Here is a 24,940-nt window from a genome sequence, read left to right on the forward strand (position 1 = left end):
GGAATGAAGATGAATAGAAACGTTTGGCTGCTATCACTGTGTCAGGCCTTATTGATGACGGGTAATATATTACTGATCTCGGTGATTGGTTTGATAGGTAAACAGATCGCCCCTAGTGTCAGCATGATTACTTTACCCGTTGCTTTACAGTTTTTAGGTTTAATGGCGGCCACTATTCCCGCGTCTTTAATTTCAGGTAAGTTAGGACGAAAACGAGGGTTTAGTATTGGCAACGTAGTCGGTATTACAGGGGCAAGTCTTGCAACTTACGCGTTATCTCAACAACACTTTTATCTGTTTTGCTTCGCCACATTTTTGCTTGGGATAGGTATAGGTTTTGGCACGCTTTATCGTTTCGCTGCTATCGAAGTGTGCGATGAAAATGCTCGCCATCGTGCGATTTCTATATCAATGGCTGGTGGCGTTCTTGCTGCCGTGTTAGGGCCTAACTTGGCGATTATGTCGCAACAATGGTCGCAAGATGGCTTGTATATTGGTGCTTTTGCTTCGTTGATTGGATTGAACATTCTTGCGTTGCTTATCTTACAAACCATTCAATTTCCAAGAGTCTCTTTTAATAGTCAGGCTCCCAAAGCTGATCCTTTAGGTGTGATCGTTAAAGCACCGAACTTTATTGGAGCAGTTTTTGCTGCAATGGTCGCTTATGCGGTGATGAATATCCTAATGACAGCAACACCGTTGGCAATGATTGGCTGTGGTTTTGATTTTACCAAGGCGGCTGGCGTGATTGAGTGGCATGTTCTGGGGATGTTTGTACCTGCATTCTTTACCGGATCGCTTATCGAGAAGTTTGGCTCAAGAATGATGATCTTGGCGGGCGGGATTCTGTTCGTTGTCTGTATTGCGATTAACATTCATGGCGAATCTATCTGGCACTTCAGAGCGGCCTTGGTCGTGCTAGGTGTAGGTTGGAACTTCATGTTTATCGCGGCAACAGGCTTGTTTAGTCAGTCTTACCAATCGCAAAACAAAGCCAAGGCTCAAGCATTCAATGAATTTGTTGTCTTTGGTTGTGTGACTATCACAGCGATGCTTTCTGGTTGGCTAGAATCAACAGCAGGGTGGCAGAACCTTAATATCTACGTATTACCCTTCGTATTAGCTGTGATCTTGCTGTTCGCTTTTAGCGCGCGTAAATCGCGTGTTCAAAAACAGCCAGTATGATGATTTTCTGAGCCTCCAAGCCTCCAATTAATTCAAGCTTATTATAGGTAGTACGAATCTTGTTAGATTGAAATACAGACTAATAAAAAGCCCTACCATTTGGTAGGGCTTTGCTTACGGCTTAAATAATCACGTTTTCTTAAAACTGCTGTCGTGGCTTATCTCCTGTGACAACAGTACTTAAGTTTGCTTTCAAGTCGATATGGTAGAGTCCACATCGCTATTATTGGGTTTAAAAACCTGCTGTGATTTACAGGTCGACTAAAATTGTCTTAGTCGTAATCCCACCTTGGTCATCGATTATCTTCAGTGTCACCTCGTGCTTTCCGTATGAAGGGAAGATTGACGTGAATGTGCGACCACGTTTCACCTTTCCGTTTGGAAGTGTCCACTTGGTATCAACAATACGACCATCGCTGTCTGAACTTGTAGACCACATGGTTACCCAACGCCCCAAGTGTATGTACTTCGCTCTCGCTTCTGGAAGAGCATTTGGAGACTCAACAACCACTAATGAGCTAAACGAATCGGTAGCGCCTTTGTCGTCGACAACGGTCAAGCTTACCGTGTATTCACCGGCTTGCTCGTAAGACCAAGTTGGTGTCACTTCGTTGCTTGTTGTACTGTTTCCAAAGTCCCATAGATAATTGGTGATTTCACCGTCTTGATCAGAACTGAAGTTACGTGCAGAAACGTTCCGGCCAGTAACATCGACCTCGAAGTTTGCAGTAGGGGCGACGTTGTGTTGGTTTACTTTAGATAAACGCACCACACCATATTCGTTGTTTTCACCTTGGTTGAGTATTTCAATTTCAAGGCCAAACTCTGTTAACTTACGCCCTGAGTCTGGTGCTTGAGGTGATGCGTAGTCTTCAGTATCTGAGAAGTTGGCAGTTCCAACTAAGTTGGTGTCTTCTAGTACGTCGTTATCTCCATTGACGAGGCGCATTGGTGCTTGATCACTCAGTGAGAATGCAGCATCACGCACTTGGAATCGAGTTTGAGCGACTTCTCCTGAATTCGCCCATGCCATGGCATTTTGATCTGCATCCACCACACCTAGCCAACCTTCGCCTGGGTGTTTGCCTACCCAGTTATCGGTGAGAGCTTCATCGACGTACCAAATAATGAGGCCCGGTTCGAATGAGATCAGTTGACCCATGCGTTTGATGTTGGCTAGACCTTCATCAACGTCCATGTGGCTACGCCATTGCAGCAGGTAGTAGTGTTGCGCTTGGTGGAATCCATTACTCAGCTTGTAGCCATTTAGGGCGAAGGTGGAGTTGCTTTCACCATCGTCTATTGAGGTGACTTCACCATCAACGACAACACTGAGGTTATCCAGATAGAAGCCTTCCATCGCCAAGCCACCATCGGTGATGTACTCGAATGACAGTTCTACTTCTTGGCCTACCCATTGTGAAACGTCAAACTCAGCGTCAATCCACCCGCCAGATTCGCCCCCAATAGCAGGAACGAGGCCAGTATTGTATGGGTCATCCATTGAGGTGATGTTGCCTGCGATGGCTTGTCCATTCACGAGTACCCGCGCAAAGTCGTAGTCTTTTTCAATCTCGTACCAAGTTTTGAAAGACAGCAGCGCAGATTCACCCGCTGGAATCACCAACTTGCGAGTCATGTTATTTTTCAGGTCATCGCCTTTTTGAGAGTGGAACGAATACTCTCCCTCAAAGGGTTTCAGACTTTCAATTTGCTTTTCAGGAAGATCGACCTTAATCATGTTCGGACGGTTGTTATCCGTTGTTTGGAACAACGTATAAACTTGTGGGTTGTCTTCTAGGTCATCAATTGAGATCTGGTCGTCGTTAATCCAACGTCCGCCAATCGATTTTTGTAGGAAGTGTTTTGCCCAAGAGCTGAATGCCGTTGGTTGTGTACCACCAATTTGACCAGCCCAACTGCCTGAAGACATGATTGACCAATAGGAAACCGGTTCACCTTTGCCTGTGTATTGAGTGTCATACTCATCAGGTAAGCCTAAATCGTGGCCGTATTCGTGAGCACAAACCCCGGCTGCAGCATCAATCGGCTGAATAGTGTAATCGAACGCGGCGTATTGACCACCAAAGCGGTGAGGGAGGGAACTTGAGGTGCCACTAAGAATATGAGCTTGGCCAAGATTAAAGCGGTGAGACCAAATTGCATCAGGGCCTAATACGCCGCCACCGGCTTCTTCGCCTACCGATGCATGGAACACCATTAGATGATCTATCACACCATCGGGTTCGCGGAAGTTTCCGTCACCGTCGTAATCGTAACGATCTTCAATGTCGTAATCGGCAAGGTTGATACTTGGGTCTTGCGCCAGTTGATTAAGCGCTTCACGAACCAGTTCCTGTGCGTTTAAGTCGTTGTCGGTGGTAGGGGAGTTGCCACCATAGAATGACGCAGGCTTAGAAGCGCGGTACCAACCTACCGCTTGACCTGCAACGCTGTAACTATCACCTGATTCGCTTTGGTAATATTGACGCATTGAGATTAGGTTCTCGCCATTAGGTCCGATGTAGCCAGAATTTGAAAACAACAATTCTTGATAATGATTTGGATTGTAGCTCGCGTACAACATCTGAGTATGTTCTTCAGTCAGTTTGTTGTCGTCCCAGTTTAAATCAGGAAAATCAACCAGTAGAGCGAGTACTTTATCTGTACGCTTGGTGCCGACTTCCAAAGCAAAGACGCTCGCCTTTTTAACACCAGATCCTTTCTCGATGGCTTTCAGTATCTTCGCTCGTTGTTCTAGCGCTTTTTTACCGAATTGGGCATCACCTTTAAAACCAGAATTGATCTTATTCTTTAAATAACGGTCGAGCGCATCGTGTTTTGCTACATCGGTTGCGTCTTGATCAACTAAGCCTTGTCTTATTAGCATTTCAATTAGCTTGTCTTCATTAACCACGCCTAAATCAATAGGTGTCTTTGCATAACTACTGACGCTAAATAGAGCAAGCATTGCTGAAGCCAACAATGTTTTTCTCATCATTTTCATTGTATTTCCTTTTTATATTTCCATGTCGATATCAGTATCAACTTGCCTTATTCGGATCTGTTGTCCGAGTTTGGCCTAATACACTCTTGTGGTGTTATATTTAACTGACGTGTGTTTGTGGTATGTTTCGTATTTTCTATCTCTTTTATACGTTCTATTTCTTTTGTATTAGTTGTCTCTTTTCTATTTTTTGAATCAAACGGAGTGCCCTTCACTTTTTTAGCGTTGAGATAAACACGCAAAGCTTCTTGATTGTCCTCATAGGTTAAGCCAGAGCAGATAACGCCTCGTCCAATCAATGATTTCAGCAAGAGTTCATCGTTCTCAATAGTGGAGGCCTGTGACAGTGAGCAATAAAGTAGAACTATTAAAGGCATTGTTTTGGAAGACATCGTGATAAGAGCCATTAGTTTTGATTATGTAACAAAATATATTTATAAAATTAACCAATCAAATGGTTAATTTTTACAAACAATTATTCGTTCCGATTTCAACATTAAGAGTTAATATCAAATAAGATGGGTTAATTATTCTTCTGTCAGTTATTTAATGAAAGTTAATGAATAAATAGGTGATAGTTTGGTTATTAGTACTATTCATTGAAATGAACGTTATTACTCTAGAAGGTAATAAATATGAGGTTTGTCATAATCACTGTTTAATTATTTTCGTGCATTTGGAAATCTAGAAGTGAATTAAATTATAAGAGATGAATGTAACTTTAGTCGTTAAATTATTTTTAGATGGAAAGCGTGCAACAACAGAGTTTTTTGGAATAAACGAATAAGTAGTAAAAAGAGCCGAGTTAGGCTCTTTCGTTTGTATTCTAGTTAGTCATTTGGTGACAATACCTATGATTGAGAGACATCGCGATAGAAGTACCGTTCACACACTTTGGGGTTAATGCGCTTGATGACATTTGAGATCAAAGCAACGACAAGCACTGAGAATACTAATCTTCCCCAAAATATGGTGTAGAAGTCAGCCCCAATGAGCAGGATCAACAACGTATCTTCAATCAAACTGTGGAGCAAGTTGAGCAGCATGAGCGCGGTGAACACGTCTCTAGCTGAGATATGTCCTTTCTTGGCTTCGTTGATCAATAAGCCACCGCCAAACGAAAGCCCAAGCGTGATTCCGATAATCGTTAGGTTGGTTGCGTCTTTGCTGATCCCTAACAGTCTTAAGAATGGTCTCAACATTACAGCCATCAGTTTTTCAATTCCGACAAGCTTTAAAATTTTGAGTAGCAGTAATAGTGCTGAGATTACCATGAAGATAACCGCAAAACTCTTAAGCTGATCCAAGGCCCAGGTGAGGTAACTTGTATCCGTTGATACTTCCGGTTGCCAAAGCACTGTCGCGGGGTAGTTGAGTAAGTCGCCATATTGATAGCTGAGATTCAATAACCATGCTAATACCAAACTGCCGCCGACTCTGACTGATAACGTCGCCAACCAACTGACGCCTGCTTTTTTGGCTATCGCACCTTCGATTGGCAGTGAATGGGCGAGGAGCATCATGCTGCCTAATACAGAAGCCTGAGCAACAGTGAGAGTAATATCTGAGTTAATGAGAATAATGAGCCCCGCATAGATGTTGGTGAGTATGGTGGTTGCCCATACCAATCCCATCTCTTTTGGTAAGCCGACGCTTTCCATTATTGGGCTAAGCCATTCGCTAAGAATCACGATGCCGCCGAGCTCTTCAATGACCTTTATCACGATGATAATTGGAATCATGATTCGGAAAAGAGTCGAGGTGACATCGATAATCTCTTTAAGGAGTTCTTTAAAAAATTGATAGGTTGATTTCATCGTTACGACCATAGTTCGATTGTTTAGTATGAAAAGATCTTACCGTGATTGATGTGATTAAAATTTCTAAATTGAACTTTAAAGTTGCTATGGATTTTTTAATTATCGTAATATTAAAAATTATAAGTCAAAAAATTCTTGGTTTAAGAAATTATGGTAATTGATCGTATAGATAGGAATATTCTCGTTGAACTGCAGAAGAACAACCGAATTCCAAACCTCACATTGGCTGAACTGGTCGGATTGTCACCGCCTGCTTGCTTAAAGCGAGTGAAACGGCTGAGAGAAGAGGGCGTTATAGTTGGTGATGTGTCTATCATCAACCCAGAACTGACCGGCAGTAAGATGACTTTGGTTGTGTCCGTGGAAATGGAGCGTGACCGAGGGGACATTTACCAGATCTTTCGCCATTCTATTTCAAAGGCAGAAGAGGTCACGCAGTGTTATCAGATATCAGGCAGCTTTGACTTCATGTTGATTGTGACGGTCAAAGACATACAAGCCTATGAAGATTTCGTTGAGCGTGTATTGCGCAAAGATTTAAATATTCGTAAGTTTCACACGTCTGTTTCTATGAGAACGGTGAAATTCAGTACAGCTGTCAATTTAGATGAGTGATTTGGCTTTTTAAATTTGTAGGGTGAGTTCGAACTCTGTGAAGTATCTAGCTTAAATCTGTATAAATAGCAGGCATTTACGCAAAATGTGATATTCACATTTTGTCATAACTTTAATAATTGTATATATTCCTCGCCTAAAATAATAATTAACAAAAGTTAATATAATGACTGTCAGCTCATTTTCTCAATCACGTGAAACGCTTCTAAGCGAAAACGAACAACTCGTCTCAACTACCGATCTTAAAGGTGTGATTACTTACAGTAATGATGCTTTTTGTCGTATAGCAGAATATAGCCAACAAGAACTCCTAGGACAAAACCACAATGTTGTCAGGCATGGTGATATGCCCAAAGCTGCATTTGCCGATATGTGGATCAACCTAAAACAAGGTAAAGCGTGGCGTGGAATCGTAAAGAACAAAACGAAGTCCGGTGGCTTTTATTGGGTCGATGCTTATGTCACGCCAATTTACGATAATGGAAAGGTGAGTGGCTATCAGTCTGTTCGTGTTAAACCTAAGAATGAGTGGGTGCAGATTGCAGATAAGGCCTACCAAGGCTTATTGAAGGCTGAGAAGTCTGGCCGCCAATGGTCATTACAGATCAGCGATAGTGTTCGTTATGCCGTGTTATTGGGATCGTTGGCTGCGCCTCTCGTATCAAATCTAGTCGAAGTTGGGCAAATGTCGCAATGGTTTCTTAGTTTGCTTCCTGTTTCTGCATTGGCTCTGCTTTTCCGACAAGAACTCATTGATACACCGTTACAGTTAAAGAAGCTTCAGTCTAAGTTTGATAGTGTCAGTCGTCTTGTTTATTCAGGTAATAGTAAGTATTCAATCGCCGACTTCCATTTGAAGCTGTTGTCAGCGCGAATCAGAACGGTGTTAGGTCGTATGACGGATTCTGCGAAGCCATTGCAAGACTTAGCTGATAATCTCAATACGACTTCATTTGAAGTGTCAGAAGCGTTAGATCAACAAACGGAAGATATTTTACAAGTGCGTGAAGCAACTGAAGAAGTTGAAGTCACGGCGAATGAGGTCTCTTCTCGTACAGAAGAAGCGCATCAGATTGTTGATGTGACTTTGCAAACCTGTGCGGGTGCTAAAGAAAGCATTAATCAAACTCATCAAAATTTAGAAAGCTTAGCTTCACAGGCAGAGAAGGCCACCCAAACAACTTACCAACTGAGCGACCAAGCTCAAAGCGTCAGCAAGATAATGGAAGAGATAGGCGGAATCGCCGAGCAAACCAACTTGTTGGCACTGAACGCTGCGATCGAAGCGGCTAGAGCAGGCGAGCAAGGACGTGGTTTTGCGGTGGTTGCTGATGAAGTGCGTGCGTTATCGGGTCGCACTTCTAAGGCGACGGTTCAAATCAAAGAGAGCATTGATACCATGTTAGCGACGATTGAAGGTTGGCAGAAAGATATTTTGGCTAACCGAGAACAAACGGATGCGTGTGGCGATGTAGCAAAGGTAAGTGCAGAGCGCTTGTCAGAAGTTGAGAACCTGATGCAATCGATGAACGAGTTAATGCAGTCGGTTGAAAGTTCCGCACATAAGCAACGTCAGCTATCTAGTGACGTAAACCTTCATATGCAGTCTATCGCGTCAACCGCCGAGCAAAACCTAGTGGCGACACATTCAGTCAAAGATCATTCGAAAGAACTCAAAGAGCAAGTGAATGAATTCTATCAATTGGCGAAGCGTTTCGAAGAGAAATAGCGGTTAGATTTACGCCGAGTAAGAAATAAGAGAAAGCCTTGCGAAATTAGCAGGGCTTTTTTGTGAGCTAAAGGAACTGTTAACAATCAAAGACTAACAGGCAACTGATACAAAAAAGCCCCGCATTTTCATGCGGGGCTTTCTGTATGCATCAACCCATTTAAGGGTGAGACAATTTAATCAAGACTAAGCTAGAAGCTCTTTTGCTGTGTTTACTACGTTTTCAGTAGTGAAACCGAACATCTTGAATAGCTCGCCTGCTGGTGCAGATTCGCCGAACGTTGTCATACCGATGATCTTGCCACCGAAACCAACGTACTTGTACCAGAAGTCAGCGATGCCAGCTTCTACAGCGATACGTGCAGTTACGTCAGATGGAAGTACAGACTCGCGGTATTCAGCGTCTTGCTTGTCGAATGCGTCAGTTGCAGGCATAGAGACTACGCGTACTGCTTTACCTTCAGCTGTTAGTTGTGCTGCTGCTTCAACAGCAAGCTCAACTTCAGAACCAGTCGCGATCAGGATAAGCTCTGGTTTGCCTTCGCAATCTTTCAGGATGTAACCACCCTTAGCGATGTTTGCCACTTGCTCAGCGTCACGATCTTGCTGTGCAAGGTTTTGACGAGAGAAGATAAGTGCAGAAGGGCCATCTTTACGCTCAATTGCCAGTTTCCAAGCAACAGCAGACTCAACTTGGTCACATGGACGCCATGTGCTCATGTTTGGAGTCAGACGTAGAGAAGCGATTTGCTCAACCGGTTGGTGAGTAGGACCATCTTCGCCAAGACCGATAGAGTCATGAGTGTAAACTTGGATGTTCTGAGTTTTCATCAGAGCAGCCATACGCATTGCGTTACGCGCGTATTCCATAAACATTAGGAACGTTGCGCCGTAGGGTACGAAACCACCATGCAGAGCGATACCGTTCATGATAGCCGTCATACCGAATTCACGTACACCGTAGTGGATGTAGTTACCAGAGAAGTCATTTGCTTCAAGAGACTTAGAACCAGACCACATAGTCAGGTTAGAAGGCGCAAGGTCAGCAGAGCCGCCCATGAATTCAGGTAGCATAGCACCGAACGCTTCTAGAGCATTTTGAGATGCTTTACGTGATGCGATGTTTGCTGGGTTAGCTTGAAGATCGGCGATGATTGCTGATGCTTTCTCTTCCCATTCAGCAGGAAGGTCACCGTTTACGCGGCGTTTGAATTCAGCTGCCAACTCAGGGTATGCTGCTTCATAAGCTGCAAGTTTCTCGTTCCACGCTGCTTCCTTAGCTGCGCCTGCTTCTTTCGCATCCCACTCTGAGTAAACTTCCGACGGAATTTCAAAAGGACCGTGCTCCCAACCTAGTTGCTTACGAGTTGCTGCGATTTCATCAGCGCCTAATGGTGCACCGTGACAGTCGTGCGTACCTGCTTTGTTTGGAGAACCAAAGCCAATCACTGTTTTAGTACAGATTAGAGTTGGACGAGGGTCTGCTTTAGCTGCTTCGATAGCCGCGTTGATAGCGTCAGCATCGTGGCCATCAACGGCTGGGATTACGTGCCAGCCGTAAGCTTCGAAACGCTTAGGTGTATCGTCAGAGAACCAACCTTCAACTTCGCCATCGATAGAGATACCGTTGTCATCCCAGAAAGCAACCAACTTACCAAGACCTAGCGTACCTGCTAGAGAACATGCTTCGTGAGAGATACCTTCCATCAGACAGCCATCACCCATGAATGCATAAGTGTAGTGGTCTACGATGTCGTGGCCTTCTTTGTTGAACTGTGCCGCAAGTGCTTTCTCAGCCATCGCCATACCAACAGCGTTAGTGATGCCTTGACCTAGAGGGCCAGTAGTCGTCTCGATACCTGATGCGTAGCCGTACTCTGGGTGACCTGGAGTCTTAGAGTGCAGTTGACGGAAGTTCTTAAGATCTTCAATTGAAAGCTCGTAACCTGCTAGGTGAAGCAGAGAGTAAATCAGCATTGAGCCGTGGCCGTTAGACAGGATAAAACGGTCGCGGTCAGCCCACTCTGGGTTTGCTGGGTTGTGGTTTAGGTGAGAGCGCCAAAGTACTTCAGCGATGTCAGCCATGCCCATAGGAGCGCCTGGGTGACCAGAGTTTGCTTGTTGTACGCCATCCATGCTTAGAGCACGAATAGCGTTAGCTAGATGTTTGCGATTCATAAGAACTTCCGAATAAAAATTAAGAAAAACAAAATTGATAAAAGTAGGGGAACTGAACGTTCCCCTATTTGAATTTGGTAAGAGTGATTACAGCTTAGCTGCAATCATGTCTTCTAGTTTGCCTTGGTCAACTGCGAAGTTGCGGATGCCTTCAGCTAGCTTCTCAACAGCCATTGGGTCTTGGTTGTGATCCCATAGGAACTCAGCGTGAGTCATCGCTGCAGGGCGCTCTTTAGTACCGTTAGAGTCGATTAGCTTCTCTACTACTTCGCCTTCTGCTGCTTCTAGGTCTGCTAGAAGTTGAGGAGCGATCGTCAGACGATCACAGCCTGCAAGTTCAAGGATCTCGCCGATGTTACGGAAGCTTGCGCCCATAACAACAGTCTTGTAACCGTGGTCTTTGTAGTAGTTGTATATGTCTGAAACAGAGATTACACCTGGATCTTCTGAAGCTTCGAAATCACGACCTTCTTTCGCTTTATACCAGTCCATGATGCGACCAACGAAAGGAGAGATTAGGAATACGCCAGCTTCAGCACAAGCACGAGCTTGAGCGAAAGAGAATAGAAGCGTTAGGTTACAGTTGATGCCTTCTTTCTCTAGGATTTCAGCAGCACGGATACCTTCCCAAGTAGAAGCTAGTTTGATAAGGATACGGTCGTTAGTGATGCCAGCGTCGTTGTACATTTTGATAAGTTGACGAGCTTTAGCAACGCTGCCTTCCATGTCGTAAGAAAGACGAGCATCTACTTCTGTAGAAATACGGCCAGGTACGACTTTAAGGATTTCTTTACCGATGTTTACGTTAAGCATGTCGCAAGTGTCTTGAACTTGCTGTGCTTTGTCATCGCTTTGCGCTTTAGCGTATTCGATAGAAGCATCGATTAGAGGTGCATACTCAGCAATTTGAGCAGCTTTAAGAATTAGAGATGGGTTAGTTGTCGCGTCTTCTGGTGTGTACTTACTGATAGCTTCGATATCGCCAGTGTCAGCTACAACAGTTGTTAGTTTACGAAGTTGCTCTAATTTATTGCTCATTTTGATCATCCTATGTATCGCATAACACCCCTTTAACGGGAGAGGTGCGGGCATTTGCAAGCTAACTAATGAAGCGCTCAATGGTTGTACCAGTGAGCCGAACTTACATTAATTTAAATTTTTCTCCGAACGAACATTTGCACAGAACATTTGATCGCTCGATGAGTAAATGATGTAGCCATATTTATCCGTTCTAGCCCCAAAGTCAACGTTAAATAGTGCTGTATGGTGACTTTAGTCAAATATATTTCGCTCTAGTAATCATGGGGACTATAAGCAAACGTTTAACAGCTAATATGGCGTTAATTTGTCACCGTTAAAAACCTGGTTAACACCCTGAACAAATGTTCCTTGTTGTTACATATGCTCGGGGTGTAAACTTGTGTATCACATGCTTAAGCATCGAACATTAGTCCTCCAAGCAGGTAAAATAATTGTTAAATATTGGTTGAGTGGTATATGAGTAAGAATATCCAAGATGTTTCCGAAGAAAACACTGATCTCCTCACTGAAGTCGCGGTCGCTTATTATCAAGATGGCGCGACTCAGGAAGAGATTTCCAAAAAGTTCTCTATTTCTCGTGCAAAGGTTGGTCGAATGCTCAAACAAGCCAGAGATGAAGGTATTGTTGAGATAACCGTGAAATATCACCCAGTATTCAGTGCCAAGATAGAACAGCGTTTGATTGAACGTTTTGGTGTGAAGCGTGCTCTGGTTGCGTTAGACCAGCCGAATGAAGAACAACAACGTCTTCAAGTAGCAGGCTTGGTGTCTAATTATCTTACCAGCACATTGAAAAATGGCATGGTGGTGACGGTTGGCCAAGGCCGAAACGTATCGTCGGTTGCTCACCATACTGGTGTTATCACGCCACGTGACTGTAAGTTTGTATGTGGCATCGGCGGTATTCACCCGAGAGGTGGTATGTTTAACGCCGACCATATATGCAGACAGTTAGCTAAGAAGTACGGCGGTTCATCAGAAACCTTATACGCCCCCGCTTATGCAGAGAATAAAGCACAAAAAACCGCGTTTATGGAGAACAGCACCGTTAAGCAAACACTCGATCTAGCTCGTAAAGCCGATGTCGCATTAGTGGGTATTGGTGATATGAGTGAAAACAGCTATATGGTCGATTTAGGTTGGTTTACACCTGGTGAAGTCGTTCAATCGAGGTTGTTACAAGGTGTCGTCGGTGACTTTGCGGGTTACGACTTTTTCGATGTACACGGCAAAGCTGCCAATACAGTAATGAGTGACCGTGTGATTGGTTTGGCCTTGGAAGAATTTCGCCCAATTGCTGAAGTTATTGCTATTGCTGCTGAGAACAGTAAACCTCTCGCTCTATTAGGCGCACTAAGAACTGGTGTGGTAGATGTGATTGCAACTAGTGTAAGTAATGCTTTAACGGTACTTAACTTGGATGAGCAAATGAAGCATGTTGAACTGATTGATAAAAACTAAAGAGAAGACAAAGGAGATATACTTTATTGTCCTATCCCTTGTTGTTCTTACGAATGCTCTGCTCCAGTCAAAATGGATATTTTACCTAAGCGACATTTATTCAGGAGAATGGATAATATGTTTCTTCTTGCTCGTCATGGTTCAAATCAGTAGTGATTGTACTCACTTAACTCAGTGTCCAAAACTGTTGGTGTTGATCAGATTTTAGTATCAGTAATATGCGACTATTTATACCAAATAATCAAAACTAAGATAGAGACACGGTTAGATCCGTTTCCTCAGTTAGAGTGGTGGCTAAAAACTGACATAGTTGATCGTAAGGAATAGGTCGTGAGAAGTAATAGCCTTGCATTAAATCGCACCCACACGCCTTTAGAATAGAGAAGTGTTCGTTGGACTCTACGCCTTCTGCCAATACCACCATGCCAAAGTTTTTGCCTATCGCAATGATGTTTTGCACCATCGTGAGCGACTGTTGGTCTATAGCGATGTTCTCAATGAAACTCTTATCAATTTTAAGCTCATTAATAGGGAGAACTTTCAGCATACTTAATGAGGAGTAGCCGGTACCGAAGTCATCGAGAGATATTTTTATATCCTTCTCTTTCAAGGCTTGGAAAATAGGTTTCACTAAGGTTACGTCCTCAATGAATAGGCTTTCGGTAATCTCTAATGTTAGGCAATGAGCAGAAAATTGATATTTTTCTAACGTAGCGAGTAAGTGTTCAGAGAACGACTTATGAGAAAACTGGCGAACCGATATATTAATCGACAATCCAATGTTTTGTTCAGTCGTTCTATGTAGATGAGCGATTTGCATGACGCTCGATTCAATGATGAAAGCGCCCAATTTTTGCATTAAGCCAGTACTTTCAGCTATGGGTACAAAGACATCGGGCGGAACAAATCCAAGCTCGTCATCAATCCAACGCACCAGTGCTTCAACGCCATGAATGCTCTTATCGGTGCGGACCAGTGGTTGAAAAACCATAAATAGAGTTTGTTTTTCGATAGCAATGCGTAGTCTTTGTTCCACTCGCATTTTGTAGATATGGGCATCTTGCATTTCTGTCGTAAAAATACTGTATGAGTTTTGCTGTTGTTTTGCTTTGTACATTGAAATGTCGGCAGAACGGAGCAAGCTATCTAAATCTTTCCCGTGTTCAGGGAAACGAGCGATACCAATGCTACAGCCTAACAAAAACTGCGAATTTTCAACTTCATAAGGTTGAGATAGCACATCAATAATTCTTTCTGCGAGCCGTTTAATCTCGGGTTCGTTGGTTAATGGCGTTAAGAACAAAAACTCATCACTGGATTCCCGTACCACTAAGCTCAAGCGTGAGCGGAATCTCATTAAACGCAATGCAATCTGTTTGAGTACTTTGTCACCGAAATCGTGTCCGTGAGTATCGTTAACGCATTTAAAATTATCGATGTCGATAAATAGTAGAGAGAATTGCTCTGACTCATTTTTTACCCAATTATGAATGTTTCTTCGCATGTATAAGCGATTGGGTAGGGACGTTAATGGGTCGTGATTAGCTTGGTAAATGAGTTGGCTTCGGGTTCGTTGCTCGTTCTTGGCGATTGATTTAACCAAAAAGTAGAAACCTAGCTGTAGAAAGATAAAGATAATGAGAAGAATACCGAACTCATTGATAAAGATGTTATCGACATAAGAGAGCTCAGTACGACCAACGACCCAAAGTTTGTAATCTGGGATGTATTTAGCGCTTAACAAAGCGTGGTACTTCTCGTCACTGATGACAAAAGAATAGGTGTTTTTTCCTGTTGCAGCGTCTTTGATGCTTATGCCAATTTGCTCATTAAAACTCTTAGAGATGCGTTTCATTACATCCTGCCCAACGGGATCTGAGTAGGCATCGAGTGATTCGATATCGCTGGAAAAAAACTGTCGGTAGTTGTCGAGTCGAAGTAACGTTAATGTGTTGTAGCTACCGGCGTGCGCATTGTTTTCAAAAACTATTGTGCTGTCCAAACGTAAGCCAGCAGTCATAACCGCAGCAATATTTTTGCCATCGATTGAAATAGACTTCCTCATTGGGATAATGAGGCTGTTTAAAGATTCTTGAAAGTAAGTACGACCCAACACCATTTTCTCGCTCGCCATAGCGTCCAAAAATGAAGATCTTGTTTCTTTGTACTGGAGCAGATTTTTCTGGTCAGATAGTTGAAGATTTGAGCTAATTGAAAGGTAATCACCTTGAGTATTGAGTAAGCCAAATGCAGCAATAGCAGGGTGTGTATCAAGTAATTTATCTAGAATAGGTCGAATTTGAATCGAAGCCGTCCGTGTAAAGTCAGACTGCTGGGCTAACTGGTGCCCAACTACTTCCAATAAGGCTTCTTGACTGGTTAATAGTGAGCTGACAGAGCTTGAAAATAGCTCAACTTGAATATGCTGCTGCTCTGTGAAGTCATTTCTGTTTGACTGCCATTTAGTGACGCCCAGCCCAGCGAAAAGCATCAGGGTAAGCAGTACGATCAGAGCGTACAGCGACCAGATGTTTTTCTTAAATAGAGCCATAGGGTGCCTTTTGTTAGTTACTTCTTTTAACTGATTGCAAGTGACAAACTATTAGGTTGTCAGCGTTGTGCGTGTAACAAATCGATGAATAAAGTATCAAGGATTAAATAGTGTAACGACTACAAGCTGAGATTCTTGAGCGAAATATTAACTACAAAAATAACGATAACGATTAACCTAGAGCTGATCACAGTTTTTACTTATCAAACAACCACGCTTTCGAATCAACCGTTTTTAGATTGTGCTAGTTTCAAACTAAGATGAGATATCTCAGCCATAAAGAGCTTACTTTGTAAGGAGTCCTTATTATCTGTAAGCTCTTATGCATGCGTAGTATATGCTATCAATGGCATTGAGCAAAACGAATTACTTATGAGTGACGGCCATCGGCAGTTGTTCATTGGCACCCCATTCAGTCCACGAGCCGTCGTAAACTCCCATTTCACCTGAATAGCCAGCAAGTTTCGCCGCTAATAAAATGATGCAGGCTGTTACTCCAGAGCCACAGCTAAAGAACATGGGTTGAGAAGGGGTTAATTCTAACGTTGAAAAGATATCAACAAGCTCACTCTGGGGTTTTAGCTTGCCGTTATCGAGTACCTGTGCAAACGGTAGGCAAATTGAGTTTGGAATATGACCACTGCGCAAACCTTCACGTGGTTCAGGTACTTCTGAATCGAAACGCGCTTGAGAGCGCGCATCTAGAATGTTTGCGCTCTTGCTAGTTGAGTAACTCTCAATCTGCTGAGCATTTACAAAATAGTTATCTTGACTACTTCCTTCAAAATTCCCGGCTTGGATTTCGGTTCTATAGTCAGTGTCTGTAGCGTAACCGGCTTCTATCCATGCTGGCAAACCGCCGTCTAAGATGTATACGTTGTTGTGTCCCATCGCCATAAACATCCACCATGCACGAGGAGAGGCTAAGGTACCTGAATTATCGTAAACCACGATGGTGCTGTTTTGATTGATACCAATTTCTTGTGCCCGTTTATTGAAGTGTTTCTCGGTCGGGAACATATGAGGAAGTAGAGTGTGTTTGTTGCAGAAGTCTTTGTCGTAGTCAAAACGAATAGCCCCAGGAATCATCTGTCCTTTGATCTTTTCTGATTCGCTTGGAATTTGAAACTCGATACTGGCGTCGAGGATGACTAGGTCGCTTTTTAGCGAATGATTTTCTAGCAAACGTTGTTGAAGTTGTTCTGGTGAGATCAGTGGCTGATTCATTCTTGTTATGTCCATTTTTTGTTGTGATAGCTATTACTGCTATAGCCAGTACTACGGTGCAGTAAGGCAATGGGCGAACTGGTAGCTATTTTGTCCGGTTATTTGATTGCTTAATGTATCAAGCACGACCACAGAATCAATAGGGCAGTCTGTCGTTGGTGGAATTGAAACGCGAAATATTTCGTTGCCTTGACTTTGAAGAGTGAGGTAGCGCCTGTGGCCATCTAGGGATTGAGTGAGTGTGTTCGAAATTACTTTTGCTTGAATGCGTTGACCTGTTTCAGATGTCATCGGGAAATAGGTGAGGGCCAACAATAAGCCCACACCACATAGTAAGATTAATAGGCCTATTTTTAATTGAGTCATGAGAGTAAGTCTTTGAAGGTTATATTTAAAATATAAGTGAGATTGGCGGTAAAGTGAATGGAACCAGCTGAGAAAGCTGAATTACCTGTTATTCGACGAAACGAAAAAAGTGAGCACGTATGCTCACTTTCTATCGATACAGAATCCGGTTTGTATCTGTTGACGACCAAACTGTTTCGACCGATTACCAGACGATCTGAGAATCACTGCTTGATACCACTTGTTGTAATGGCGGCTGACCATCGTAAAACCAAATCTCTATCAAGAGAGCTTCATGGTTTACCGGTGCTGAAAAGTTGGAGGCGAACATGCCATTGTGTAATGGGCCTGCAATCACTTTACTGGAGTAATCCGGCTTCAAGGTTGAATCGTCTCTTGTGCTAAAACGGCTGTAAACGGTCACGAAAGAACGATCTGTCGAGATATTACTGATGTCGATATCGAGCTCAAACTGTTCGACAGAGCTGTAGTCAAACCCGTCAGGCACTATTAGATCACTCATTGTATAGCTTTGCGCTGCGACTGTACTTGTCACGGGAGTTGGAGAAGGGTTTGCTGTTAGCACAGTAGAAGGTGTTTCTGGGGTCGACGGACTGGATTGCGATGGAGTAGATGTACTGCCCCCACCGCCCCCACCTCCACAACCCACTAATGCCAGTGGAGTTACCACTAAAATAGTGACTAGTGATTTCTTGATGTTCCAAGTACTTTGCCCGGACATATGTTCTTCCTCAGAAAGGTTACGACTTGAGTCAACGTAATGATTTTCTTGAGACTGTTTTGTGTAAATAGTCATAACATCTCTCCTTATGGTTGGTAGCGTTGGTTGTCTGTAGGTGATAGATACCATGTCTGGTTCGTAGCTCCGCCTGATTCTGCGTATTGTTTGAACTCTGGGTAAGCGGTAACAATATCTACGTACTCTAAAGGCCATTCCCATTCATCGTCCGAAGTTACTATCAGCGCCCAAGGGTGATTTTCTGCGGTTTTGAAATATTTGCCGGTTGATGGATTACTGTCATCGACGCCTAATCCAGCCTCAAAGAGATTCGTGGTATCAAATGCCTCGGTTGGAGCTTGGTCTGGTAGGTGAACTTCCCAGCTGCGTCCTGGATGCAGAGGTAGATTTTCGCCGTGATAGTAACCTGGTGTTGCAAAGATGAACGGGTCGTAAGGCATGTCTGTCCAATTGTCAGTACTCACACCGTCACCAGCTAAGGTAATACCGATTTGGAACGAGAATTGTTCGCTGTCTTTACACGAGTTACTGGTTCGGTAGAAATTACACGACGTATCTGTTTTTGAAGTTAAGTCCTCAGCCGCAATAAATATAGCTTCACTGCGTCCTACTTCCATATCTAGGTCCGTAAAGATGCCATTGTGCTTCATGTAAGAGCTTCCGCTGCTCACTAAGCTCGGATCTAGATTCGGAAGTCGAACGGCGAATCCATTTCTATATGAAGCACCTACGGCTGCTAGACGTCCGTCGATGGTGGATTTCACTACTTTTCCGTCTTTAAGTATCTCTGTAATGCGGTACATAATTACAGCATCATTCATGTCGTAATCAGCTTTATAAGGCCAGTTATCTTCATAGGCCAGAGTGGCGTAGCCAGAAGCACTAGGGAAGTAGCGGGCTGTGGCTCCGTCGTTAAGCACATCCACTTGAATATCAACGACCTCACCGGATGTAGAACCACCAAAGTAGCTTAGATTGGTTTGTTGGCTGAATCTAAAGCGAGCCCAAGTAGTACCAGTAAGTGCGTTGATGTCGACGTTAAGGAACAAGTCGTTCTCACCTGCATCCAGTTGGTAATCGGTAAATACTTGCTCATTAGCGCCATCAAAACTGCCATCTTGGTTCCAGTCAATCCAAGCTGAAAGATAACCGGTTGTTGAAGCTTCAATCACCACTTTTGAATCGAGTCCGGCTTCAAGTGCGGTAACAAAACCGATACCACCGTTTGCCCACTCGTCATCAATGCCGACACTTTCATCAGATTGTGGTGTGACATAACCATCCAAATCAGCATCTGGAGGTGTTGTTCCTAACCATGTGTTGCCATCAAGCTCATGTCTTGGGCCGTTACTTGCGAGTAGAGTTAGGTAGCTGTCTGGCGCATCGCCGAAATCGATGCTGGAATCTTCATCTACAACTGGGGCATTTGCACAACGAGCACCATCGTTCTGTCCAGACGCTGGACCATTCGATACAAACTCAACCGCAGGAACAATCCCAGCGGCTATGTTGGCAGCGTTTTCTGGTGATAAGTTGATGCGGTAGATCTTACCGTCTTGGTTTCGTGACACATAGTAGTAGCCGTTTACATCGAAATAGCCAGCTCCGAATGTTCCTGTTTCTCCTGTGTCACCGATGTAGGTTTCGGTACCAGTTTTAGGATTGAAGCTGTATAAGCCTCCGGAGTCATTATCTATACCATATAAAGAGCCATCACTTGGGTGAAAAGCAAAATCGGTGAGTTTTACAGTTGCGGGGCTGTTTGCAATCTTATTTACAGTGACGGTCGCATTTGGATCAGCATCTAAAGGAGATAGGTCAACGGTGAATAGCCCTTTGCCCGTGCGGTATAAGTAGTAAACGTGGCCATATACGTCACCTACATAAAAGGTGTGATCGGTTGGTAAGCCACTGGTATTGATAATTTCTGCTTGGAAGTCTTTGCCAAGACGCACCAAGCGTTTGTTGGTGGTGTCATAACCATAAATATATCTGTCTTCGAAATCGAAACCGACGCCGTTGATGTTGGCATTCATACCCGTGTCGTCTTCTAACAGGGTGGTTGAACCTGTCACTAGGTTTACACCCCAAACCTCGACGGGTTTAGACTGAAAGAGGTAAGCCTGACTCGGGCAAGTGTCGAATGGTGCGGCGTTGGCGAATAGGGGTGCACTCAATAGCAAACTTAACGTTGTAGTTCTCATATCTACATCCTTGTGATGGAAGTTATAGATACTTAATCAAGTTATATGCCATTTTTAACTTGCTGATTTTATGTTACTTTATTTCTATTGTTTTTGGTTTCTCAAAATGAGAATTCAAATGAAACCTAAATCTCATGTGCTATTTCAAATTGACAGGGCAATCTAGGATTCCTATTTTGAGTTACAAAAAAGCCCTGATTTTTAGTCAAGGCTTAGGTTTTCGATAAGAGTGGATATGAGTTAGTCTACCCACACACCAAACAATTAGGCATTTTCATTAAATTCATCTCACGCCAGCTGTGTGACATGGCATCGAGAATCAAGAGTTTGCCTTGTTTTGGTTGCCCGAATTTTGCAATCACCTTGATCGCTTCTAAAGCTTGAGCTGCGCCCACCATACCGACAACAGGCGCCATAACGCCGGCTTCAACACAGCTTAGAGCAGCATTGCCGAATAGAGCGCTCAAACACTGGTAGCAGGGTGCGTTGTCATCTTGATAAGTGAATACGCTAATCTGACCTTCCATACGAATTGCAGCACCAGAAACAAGTGGTGTTTTTGATGCGTAACATAAACGGTTCAATTGATTGCGCGTTTCTACGTTGTCGCTGGCGTCAAGAACAAGCGAGTGTGCTTCAACCAACTTTCCAAGCGCTTGGTCATCAAGTCTATGATCGACGGTCTCAACTTTTAGGTGTGGGTTTAACATCTGCAATGATTCTGCGGCTGAGTCGACCTTCTTCTTACCAATGTCAGCATCGGTGTGAAGCACCTGTCGCTGCAGGTTTGAAAGCTCAACAACATCATCGTCGATCAGCGTGAGCTTACCAATACCGGCAGTCGCCAGGTATTGAGCAGAGGCACAACCCAAACCGCCGGCACCCAGCACCAAGATTGAGCTCTGTTTCAGCGCTTCTTGGCCTTCAAAATCAAACTGTTTAAGAATGATTTGACGGTTGTAGCGAAGCATCTCAGCATCGGACAGTATTTCCATCAGCAAGCCTCGTTAGTAAAGCGTCGAGTTAAACAGTTGGATCTGAACCGTTTCGCCTACTTCAACACGGCCACGTTCACGTTCTAGTACCACAAAGCAGTTTGCCAAGCTCATCGAGCGGAAAGCACCAGAGCTTTGGTTGCCAGTTGTTTCTACCACAAACTGACCGTTTTCAATCGAGTAGATGCCACGTTGGTAATCAGTACGGCCTGGACCTTTTTTGAATGCAGACTTAGTAATAGCAGGAATCGATTCTGGTGCTGTCCATGCTGTGTGACCTGCAAGTTTAGCCAACATTGGCTGAACTAAAACATACATGGTCATCATCGCTGATACAGGGTTACCCGGTAGGCCACAGAACCACGCGTTATCCAATTCGCCGAATGCGAACGGTTTGCCCGGTTTGATTGCCAGTTTCCAGAAGCCGATTTGGCCAAGCTCTTCCAAAATATCTTTGGTGTAATCCGCCTCACCAACACTCACGCCACCAGAAGTCACGACCACGTCTGCTATTTGCTGTGCGTTCTCGAACGTTTCTTTAAGCGTTGCAGGGCAATCTGGGATGATACCCAAGTCGATAGCTTCACAACCAAAGGCTTCGATTAATGGTTTAATACCGTAACGGTTACTGTCGTAGATCTGACCGTCTTCAAGCGGTTGGCCTAATGGTTTTAGTTCATCGCCAGTAGAGAAGAAAGCGACTTTAGGCTTATGTAACACTGTCACGTGGCTCACACCCAATGAAGCAATCATTGGAATGTCACGAGGTGTTAAACGCTCACCGCGACTAAGAACGATATCGCCTTGTTTGATGTCGTCACCAGTAGGGCGAATGTTATTGTTCAGCTTTATGTTGTCTTGTTGAATCTCAATACCAGCCTCAGTTTCGGCCGTATTTTCTTGCATGATGACGGCGTCACAACCTTCAGGGATCTTTGCGCCAGTCATAATGCGAATACAGGTATTGCTTGGCCATTCACCTTCGAACGGTTGGCCTGCAAAAGATTTGCCTGCTAATGGTAGTACATTACCGTTCTCTAGGTTTGCTAAGCGCAGTGCATAGCCGTCCATTGCTGAGTTATCAAAAGGAGGTACGAAAATAGGGGAAAGAATATCTTCAGCAAGGACATAACCTAATGCTTCAGCAAGAGGCAGAGATAAAGTCGTTTGGATTGGTTTGATTGGTGATAGCAGCTTATCTAGTGCTTCTTCAATTGGCATTAAGCCCGGAGCGTCGCAACAGCCCATAATTGAAATCCTTGATCGTTATTATTTTGATTTAGGTGCTCGGCCTTTCTGAGCTTATTAAAACTCGCCGACGAAATTGAAGTCACTTTAGCATAGTTTAAGCCCCGTAAATAATGACCTCCCTTAAAATATGGGTGTATTTCTTCAAAATTCCGAGTATCCTTGTTTGCCATCCAAAAGGGGTAATAGAAGAGGAAGTTCAATGCCAGGTCTTAGCGAATCAGCGAAGTTGGTTAAAGATGCGCTAGCAAGCCGTGGATTAGAGACACCAATGCGTCCTAACCAGGTGAGCCGAGAAGAGAAAAAGGAACGAATCGAACATCATATGCGTGAGATTCTCACTCTCCTTGAACTTGATCTTGCGGACGACAGTCTGGAAGAAACACCACAGCGTATTGCTAAAATGTATGTGGATGAGATTTTCTCTGGTTTGGATTACGCCAATTTTCCTAAAATCACCGTAATTGAAAACAAGATGGGTGTTCGCGAAATGGTTCGTGTAAAAGACATTACCGTGACCAGTACCTGTGAGCACCATTTAGTGACTATTGATGGTAAAACGGCCGTAGCTTATATCCCTCAAGGCAAGATTATTGGTCTTTCGAAGATCAATCGTATCGTTCGTTTCTTTGCTCAACGTCCTCAAGTTCAAGAACGCATGACGCAGCAAATTCTTGTTGCATTACAAACGCTACTAGAAACGGATGATGTTGCTGTAACTATGGATGCTGTTCACTACTGTGTGAAATCACGCGGTGTGATGGACGCAACTAGCGAAACGACAACGACAGCTCTGGGCGGTATTTTCAGATCAAACCCAGCAACGCGCCACGAGTTCTTACACGGTCTGCGTTAATACGTTTCGTTATTTGATGAACGCGATTTAGCCTCTGTAAATTGATGTTCGTTAAAAATAAATATTCTAAGCCTCGCTTTCTGCGAGGCTTTTTTGTACTTGTAATTAAGTTGACTACAATAACTGCGAATTTCGTCATTCCCTAGAGTGAAGAATGAGCGGAGTAGGGAGTCTGTTTATCTGTGTGCTTTCTGACTTGATACGAGAACCCGACTCAGTCGTTCCTCCTTCTCGAGGATGGCGGCGTGTGAGGTAAAATACGAGAGTGAGGGTTCAGTGTGTATTCTACGCCAGCCTTTTAGAAGCAAACGCTGCTGATCTTGCAGAATGAGCGACTTAGTCACTTTCGTCATTCCCTAAAGTGAGGAACGAGCGTAATAGGGAATCTGCATTTTCGAGAGGTGGATTGGAACGGAAATTAGATGCGCTCTACAGAATCTATAAAGCGCAAATTGGGGTACAGCAGCTGGTGGAATACTTAAGAAAGATTAAACAAACGCTTAAAGTGGTGAATAAAACCAGATGGCTTGTTCTCGGCTTGATAGATGTTTAACCCATCATAAAAGCTACCCATGAACTCTACGCGAATCTCATCATCACTGCTTCTCAATAAGCGAGACAGTAATCTTGCGGTTACTTCAGCATGATCATTAGCTAGGCTGTAATCCATACCGAGTCGCCCTTGAATGAAGAGCCATAAATGAGTGATTAACGTTAACTGTTGCGCGTTAGAGTGTTGAAACTTGTCACTGTGCGTATTGCCAACGGTATTATCGAATACATTTTGCATCGCCTCACTGGCTTCTTTATTGCTTTCGAAGCGATAGCTGACATCGATATGTACTTTTGTTAGCAGTCCAAGCAGAGTCTGGCGTGCAGAGTTATCGGGCTTATTCTCACAAGCATGTTTAAACAGAGCATGGTTTTCGTCGATAAAAGACGTTAGCTCTTTCTCAAAACCTGTCGCAATCGCGGTTACTGAGTCTAAACCGGCTTCTTTTAAACAAACGTGAAGTTTGGTTTTGGCTTGCTGGTTTGCTTCAAGTTTCTGCTGACTGTTAGTTGGTAGCTCAGTCATTACTCTGTAGCTCTTCCCATGTTATCTCCGCAGATTGCGTGTCGCTATTCACAAACGCAGAGTTACCTGACAGCATCACTGAAAGATCCATTGTACGTTGTGTCATTGCTGCTAGCTGCTCAATACCATCGTTGTCTAAACGTACAATTTGAGCTTTCAGGTAACCGAATTTACCTTTGTTTTGCTCCCACCAAACGTTCGACTTAGTGTTGAAGCTGAATACACGCACTGACTTAGATAAGCGAGTCGCTTTTTTAACACGCTCTGGATCCGGCTCGCCAACATCAATCCAATCTAGGATTTGATCATCTAATGATTTCTGCCATAAATCAGGTTCTTCAATGCTAGACAACCCTTTAGTGAATTCAAGTTCAGGAGATGCATTGATACAAAATGCAATGATACGAGCCATCATACGCTGTTCTGTTTCAGACGGATGTTGTGCAATCGTTAGATTGAAAGAGTCGTAATAGTCGCGATTCATATCAGTTAGAGAGAGTCGAAACTTATAGATTGTCGGTTTAAGAGCCATTGAGGGGTGTCTTAGATAGAAATAGTGAGGGGGAATATTACCTTAAATCTCTGAATAGCGGGTAAAAAAATAGCCAGCAGAGGCTGGCTATTTTTAGAAAGCTTTAAA

At 43.6% G+C, this 24,940-nt stretch carries 19 protein-coding genes; 5 read left to right on the forward strand and 14 right to left on the reverse strand.

Features of this window, described 5'->3' with window-relative positions; all coding sequences use genetic code 11:
- The first annotated feature begins 9 nt into the window (after positions 1-9).
- Positions 10-1,185: an MFS transporter gene (locus tag SJY39_RS17560; protein WP_010430460.1), complete on the forward strand. Its 1,176-nt coding sequence runs from the start codon at positions 10-12 to the stop codon at positions 1,183-1,185.
- Positions 1,186-1,435: 250 nt separating this feature from the next.
- On the opposite strand, the gene SJY39_RS17565 is transcribed toward SJY39_RS17560, so the two are convergent.
- The 3 genes from SJY39_RS17565 to SJY39_RS17575 all read right to left on the reverse strand — a co-directional run bounded on the left by SJY39_RS17565 (position 1,436) and on the right by SJY39_RS17575 (position 6,009).
- Positions 1,436-4,192 carry an immune inhibitor A domain-containing protein gene (locus tag SJY39_RS17565; RefSeq protein ID WP_372036017.1) on the reverse strand — a complete coding sequence of 919 codons (2,757 nt, stop codon included), beginning with the start codon at positions 4,190-4,192 and terminating at the stop codon, positions 1,436-1,438.
- Between the two features lie 47 nt (positions 4,193-4,239).
- A complete protein-coding gene (locus tag SJY39_RS17570; RefSeq protein ID WP_010430452.1) occupies positions 4,240-4,584 on the reverse strand; it encodes a hypothetical protein in 345 nt (114 codons plus the stop codon).
- Positions 4,585-5,043: 459 nt separating this feature from the next.
- Positions 5,044-6,009, reverse strand: coding sequence for a hypothetical protein (locus SJY39_RS17575; RefSeq protein ID WP_102308931.1), 966 nt, complete (start codon positions 6,007-6,009; stop codon positions 5,044-5,046).
- 153 nt (positions 6,010-6,162) lie between these two features.
- Between SJY39_RS17575 and SJY39_RS17580 the strand changes: the two genes are divergently transcribed.
- Together SJY39_RS17580 and SJY39_RS17585 are read left to right on the forward strand one after the other, a co-directional pair.
- Positions 6,163-6,627 (forward strand): Lrp/AsnC family transcriptional regulator, encoded by a 465-nt coding sequence (locus SJY39_RS17580; RefSeq protein ID WP_010430447.1) that lies wholly within the window; start codon positions 6,163-6,165, stop codon positions 6,625-6,627.
- A gap of 166 nt (positions 6,628-6,793) precedes the next feature.
- Positions 6,794-8,356: a PAS domain-containing methyl-accepting chemotaxis protein gene (locus SJY39_RS17585; protein WP_016768318.1), complete on the forward strand. Its 1,563-nt coding sequence runs from the start codon at positions 6,794-6,796 to the stop codon at positions 8,354-8,356.
- A 186-nt stretch (positions 8,357-8,542) separates the two neighbouring features.
- Here the strand turns inward: SJY39_RS17585 and tkt are convergent, their stop codons facing one another.
- Positions 8,543-10,534, reverse strand: a complete 1,992-nt coding sequence (gene tkt, locus SJY39_RS17590) for a transketolase (RefSeq protein ID WP_372275182.1) — start codon at positions 10,532-10,534, stop codon at positions 8,543-8,545.
- 87 nt (positions 10,535-10,621) lie between these two features.
- Positions 10,622-11,572, reverse strand: a complete 951-nt coding sequence (tal, locus tag SJY39_RS17595) for a transaldolase (RefSeq protein ID WP_010430444.1) — start codon at positions 11,570-11,572, stop codon at positions 10,622-10,624.
- 459 nt (positions 11,573-12,031) lie between these two features.
- Here tal and SJY39_RS17600 point away from each other — a divergent pair, with 459 nt between their 5' ends.
- On the forward strand, positions 12,032-13,036 hold the full coding sequence (locus SJY39_RS17600; RefSeq protein ID WP_010430443.1) for a sugar-binding transcriptional regulator: 1,005 nt from the start codon (positions 12,032-12,034) through the stop codon (positions 13,034-13,036).
- Between the two features lie 247 nt (positions 13,037-13,283).
- Here SJY39_RS17600 and SJY39_RS17605 read toward each other — a convergent pair whose 3' ends face one another.
- From SJY39_RS17605 to moeA, 7 genes are all read right to left on the reverse strand, one after another.
- On the reverse strand, positions 13,284-15,587 hold the full coding sequence (locus SJY39_RS17605; protein WP_010430441.1) for a bifunctional diguanylate cyclase/phosphodiesterase: 2,304 nt from the start codon (positions 15,585-15,587) through the stop codon (positions 13,284-13,286).
- A 366-nt stretch (positions 15,588-15,953) separates the two neighbouring features.
- On the reverse strand, positions 15,954-16,814 hold the full coding sequence (locus tag SJY39_RS17610; RefSeq protein ID WP_010430439.1) for a sulfurtransferase: 861 nt from the start codon (positions 16,812-16,814) through the stop codon (positions 15,954-15,956).
- 51 nt (positions 16,815-16,865) lie between these two features.
- Positions 16,866-17,180 carry a hypothetical protein gene (locus SJY39_RS17615; protein ID WP_010430437.1) on the reverse strand — a complete coding sequence of 105 codons (315 nt, stop codon included), beginning with the start codon at positions 17,178-17,180 and terminating at the stop codon, positions 16,866-16,868.
- A 184-nt stretch (positions 17,181-17,364) separates the two neighbouring features.
- The gene (locus SJY39_RS17620) at positions 17,365-17,976 is read right to left on the reverse strand and encodes a hypothetical protein (RefSeq protein ID WP_016795037.1); all 612 of its coding nucleotides are present in this window, start codon (positions 17,974-17,976) and stop codon (positions 17,365-17,367) included.
- Positions 17,977-17,987: 11 nt separating this feature from the next.
- Complete coding sequence (locus SJY39_RS17625; protein ID WP_010430431.1) at positions 17,988-20,123, reverse strand: LruC domain-containing protein; 2,136 nt, start codon at positions 20,121-20,123, stop codon at positions 17,988-17,990.
- Positions 20,124-20,368: 245 nt separating this feature from the next.
- Positions 20,369-21,118 (reverse strand): molybdopterin-synthase adenylyltransferase MoeB, encoded by a 750-nt coding sequence (gene moeB / locus SJY39_RS17630; protein ID WP_010430430.1) that lies wholly within the window; start codon positions 21,116-21,118, stop codon positions 20,369-20,371.
- Between the two features lie 12 nt (positions 21,119-21,130).
- A complete protein-coding gene (gene moeA / locus SJY39_RS17635) occupies positions 21,131-22,366 on the reverse strand; it encodes a molybdopterin molybdotransferase MoeA (RefSeq protein ID WP_016795036.1) in 1,236 nt (411 codons plus the stop codon).
- Positions 22,367-22,568: 202 nt separating this feature from the next.
- Here moeA and folE point away from each other — a divergent pair, with 202 nt between their 5' ends.
- Positions 22,569-23,222, forward strand: coding sequence for a GTP cyclohydrolase I FolE (gene folE / locus SJY39_RS17640; RefSeq protein ID WP_010430425.1), 654 nt, complete (start codon positions 22,569-22,571; stop codon positions 23,220-23,222).
- A gap of 478 nt (positions 23,223-23,700) precedes the next feature.
- Here the strand turns inward: folE and SJY39_RS17645 are convergent, their stop codons facing one another.
- Both SJY39_RS17645 and SJY39_RS17650 read right to left on the reverse strand, forming a co-directional pair.
- Positions 23,701-24,300 carry a hypothetical protein gene (locus SJY39_RS17645; protein WP_010430422.1) on the reverse strand — a complete coding sequence of 200 codons (600 nt, stop codon included), beginning with the start codon at positions 24,298-24,300 and terminating at the stop codon, positions 23,701-23,703.
- Positions 24,293-24,832 (reverse strand): YaeQ family protein, encoded by a 540-nt coding sequence (locus tag SJY39_RS17650; RefSeq protein ID WP_010430419.1) that lies wholly within the window; start codon positions 24,830-24,832, stop codon positions 24,293-24,295. Before SJY39_RS17650 ends, SJY39_RS17645 begins: the two co-directional genes overlap by 8 nt.
- Between the last annotated feature and the right edge of the window lie 108 nt (positions 24,833-24,940).

The organism is Vibrio sp. R78045 (assembly GCF_042466085.1).
GTDB lineage: Bacteria > Pseudomonadota > Gammaproteobacteria > Enterobacterales > Vibrionaceae > Vibrio > Vibrio cyclitrophicus.

Excerpts from the sequence above, each read along its gene's own strand:
- SJY39_RS17560 (WP_010430460.1), top strand. The coding sequence starts at position 10 with ATGAATAGAAACGTTTGGCTGCTATCACTGTGTCAGGCCTTATTGATG.
- SJY39_RS17565 (WP_372036017.1), bottom strand. The coding sequence starts at position 4,192 with ATGAAAATGATGAGAAAAACATTGTTGGCTTCAGCAATGCTTGCTCTA.
- SJY39_RS17570 (WP_010430452.1), bottom strand. The coding sequence starts at position 4,584 with ATGTCTTCCAAAACAATGCCTTTAATAGTTCTACTTTATTGCTCACTG.
- SJY39_RS17575 (WP_102308931.1), bottom strand. The coding sequence starts at position 6,009 with ATGAAATCAACCTATCAATTTTTTAAAGAACTCCTTAAAGAGATTATC.
- SJY39_RS17580 (WP_010430447.1), top strand. The coding sequence starts at position 6,163 with ATGGTAATTGATCGTATAGATAGGAATATTCTCGTTGAACTGCAGAAG.
- SJY39_RS17585 (WP_016768318.1), top strand. The coding sequence starts at position 6,794 with ATGACTGTCAGCTCATTTTCTCAATCACGTGAAACGCTTCTAAGCGAA.
- tkt (WP_372275182.1), bottom strand. The coding sequence starts at position 10,534 with ATGAATCGCAAACATCTAGCTAACGCTATTCGTGCTCTAAGCATGGAT.
- tal (WP_010430444.1), bottom strand. The coding sequence starts at position 11,572 with ATGAGCAATAAATTAGAGCAACTTCGTAAACTAACAACTGTTGTAGCT.
- SJY39_RS17600 (WP_010430443.1), top strand. The coding sequence starts at position 12,032 with ATGAGTAAGAATATCCAAGATGTTTCCGAAGAAAACACTGATCTCCTC.
- SJY39_RS17605 (WP_010430441.1), bottom strand. The coding sequence starts at position 15,587 with ATGGCTCTATTTAAGAAAAACATCTGGTCGCTGTACGCTCTGATCGTA.
- SJY39_RS17610 (WP_010430439.1), bottom strand. The coding sequence starts at position 16,814 with ATGAATCAGCCACTGATCTCACCAGAACAACTTCAACAACGTTTGCTA.
- SJY39_RS17615 (WP_010430437.1), bottom strand. The coding sequence starts at position 17,180 with ATGACTCAATTAAAAATAGGCCTATTAATCTTACTATGTGGTGTGGGC.
- SJY39_RS17620 (WP_016795037.1), bottom strand. The coding sequence starts at position 17,976 with ATGACTATTTACACAAAACAGTCTCAAGAAAATCATTACGTTGACTCA.
- SJY39_RS17625 (WP_010430431.1), bottom strand. The coding sequence starts at position 20,123 with ATGAGAACTACAACGTTAAGTTTGCTATTGAGTGCACCCCTATTCGCC.
- moeB (WP_010430430.1), bottom strand. The coding sequence starts at position 21,118 with ATGGAAATACTGTCCGATGCTGAGATGCTTCGCTACAACCGTCAAATC.
- moeA (WP_016795036.1), bottom strand. The coding sequence starts at position 22,366 with ATGGGCTGTTGCGACGCTCCGGGCTTAATGCCAATTGAAGAAGCACTA.
- folE (WP_010430425.1), top strand. The coding sequence starts at position 22,569 with ATGCCAGGTCTTAGCGAATCAGCGAAGTTGGTTAAAGATGCGCTAGCA.
- SJY39_RS17645 (WP_010430422.1), bottom strand. The coding sequence starts at position 24,300 with ATGACTGAGCTACCAACTAACAGTCAGCAGAAACTTGAAGCAAACCAG.
- SJY39_RS17650 (WP_010430419.1), bottom strand. The coding sequence starts at position 24,832 with ATGGCTCTTAAACCGACAATCTATAAGTTTCGACTCTCTCTAACTGAT.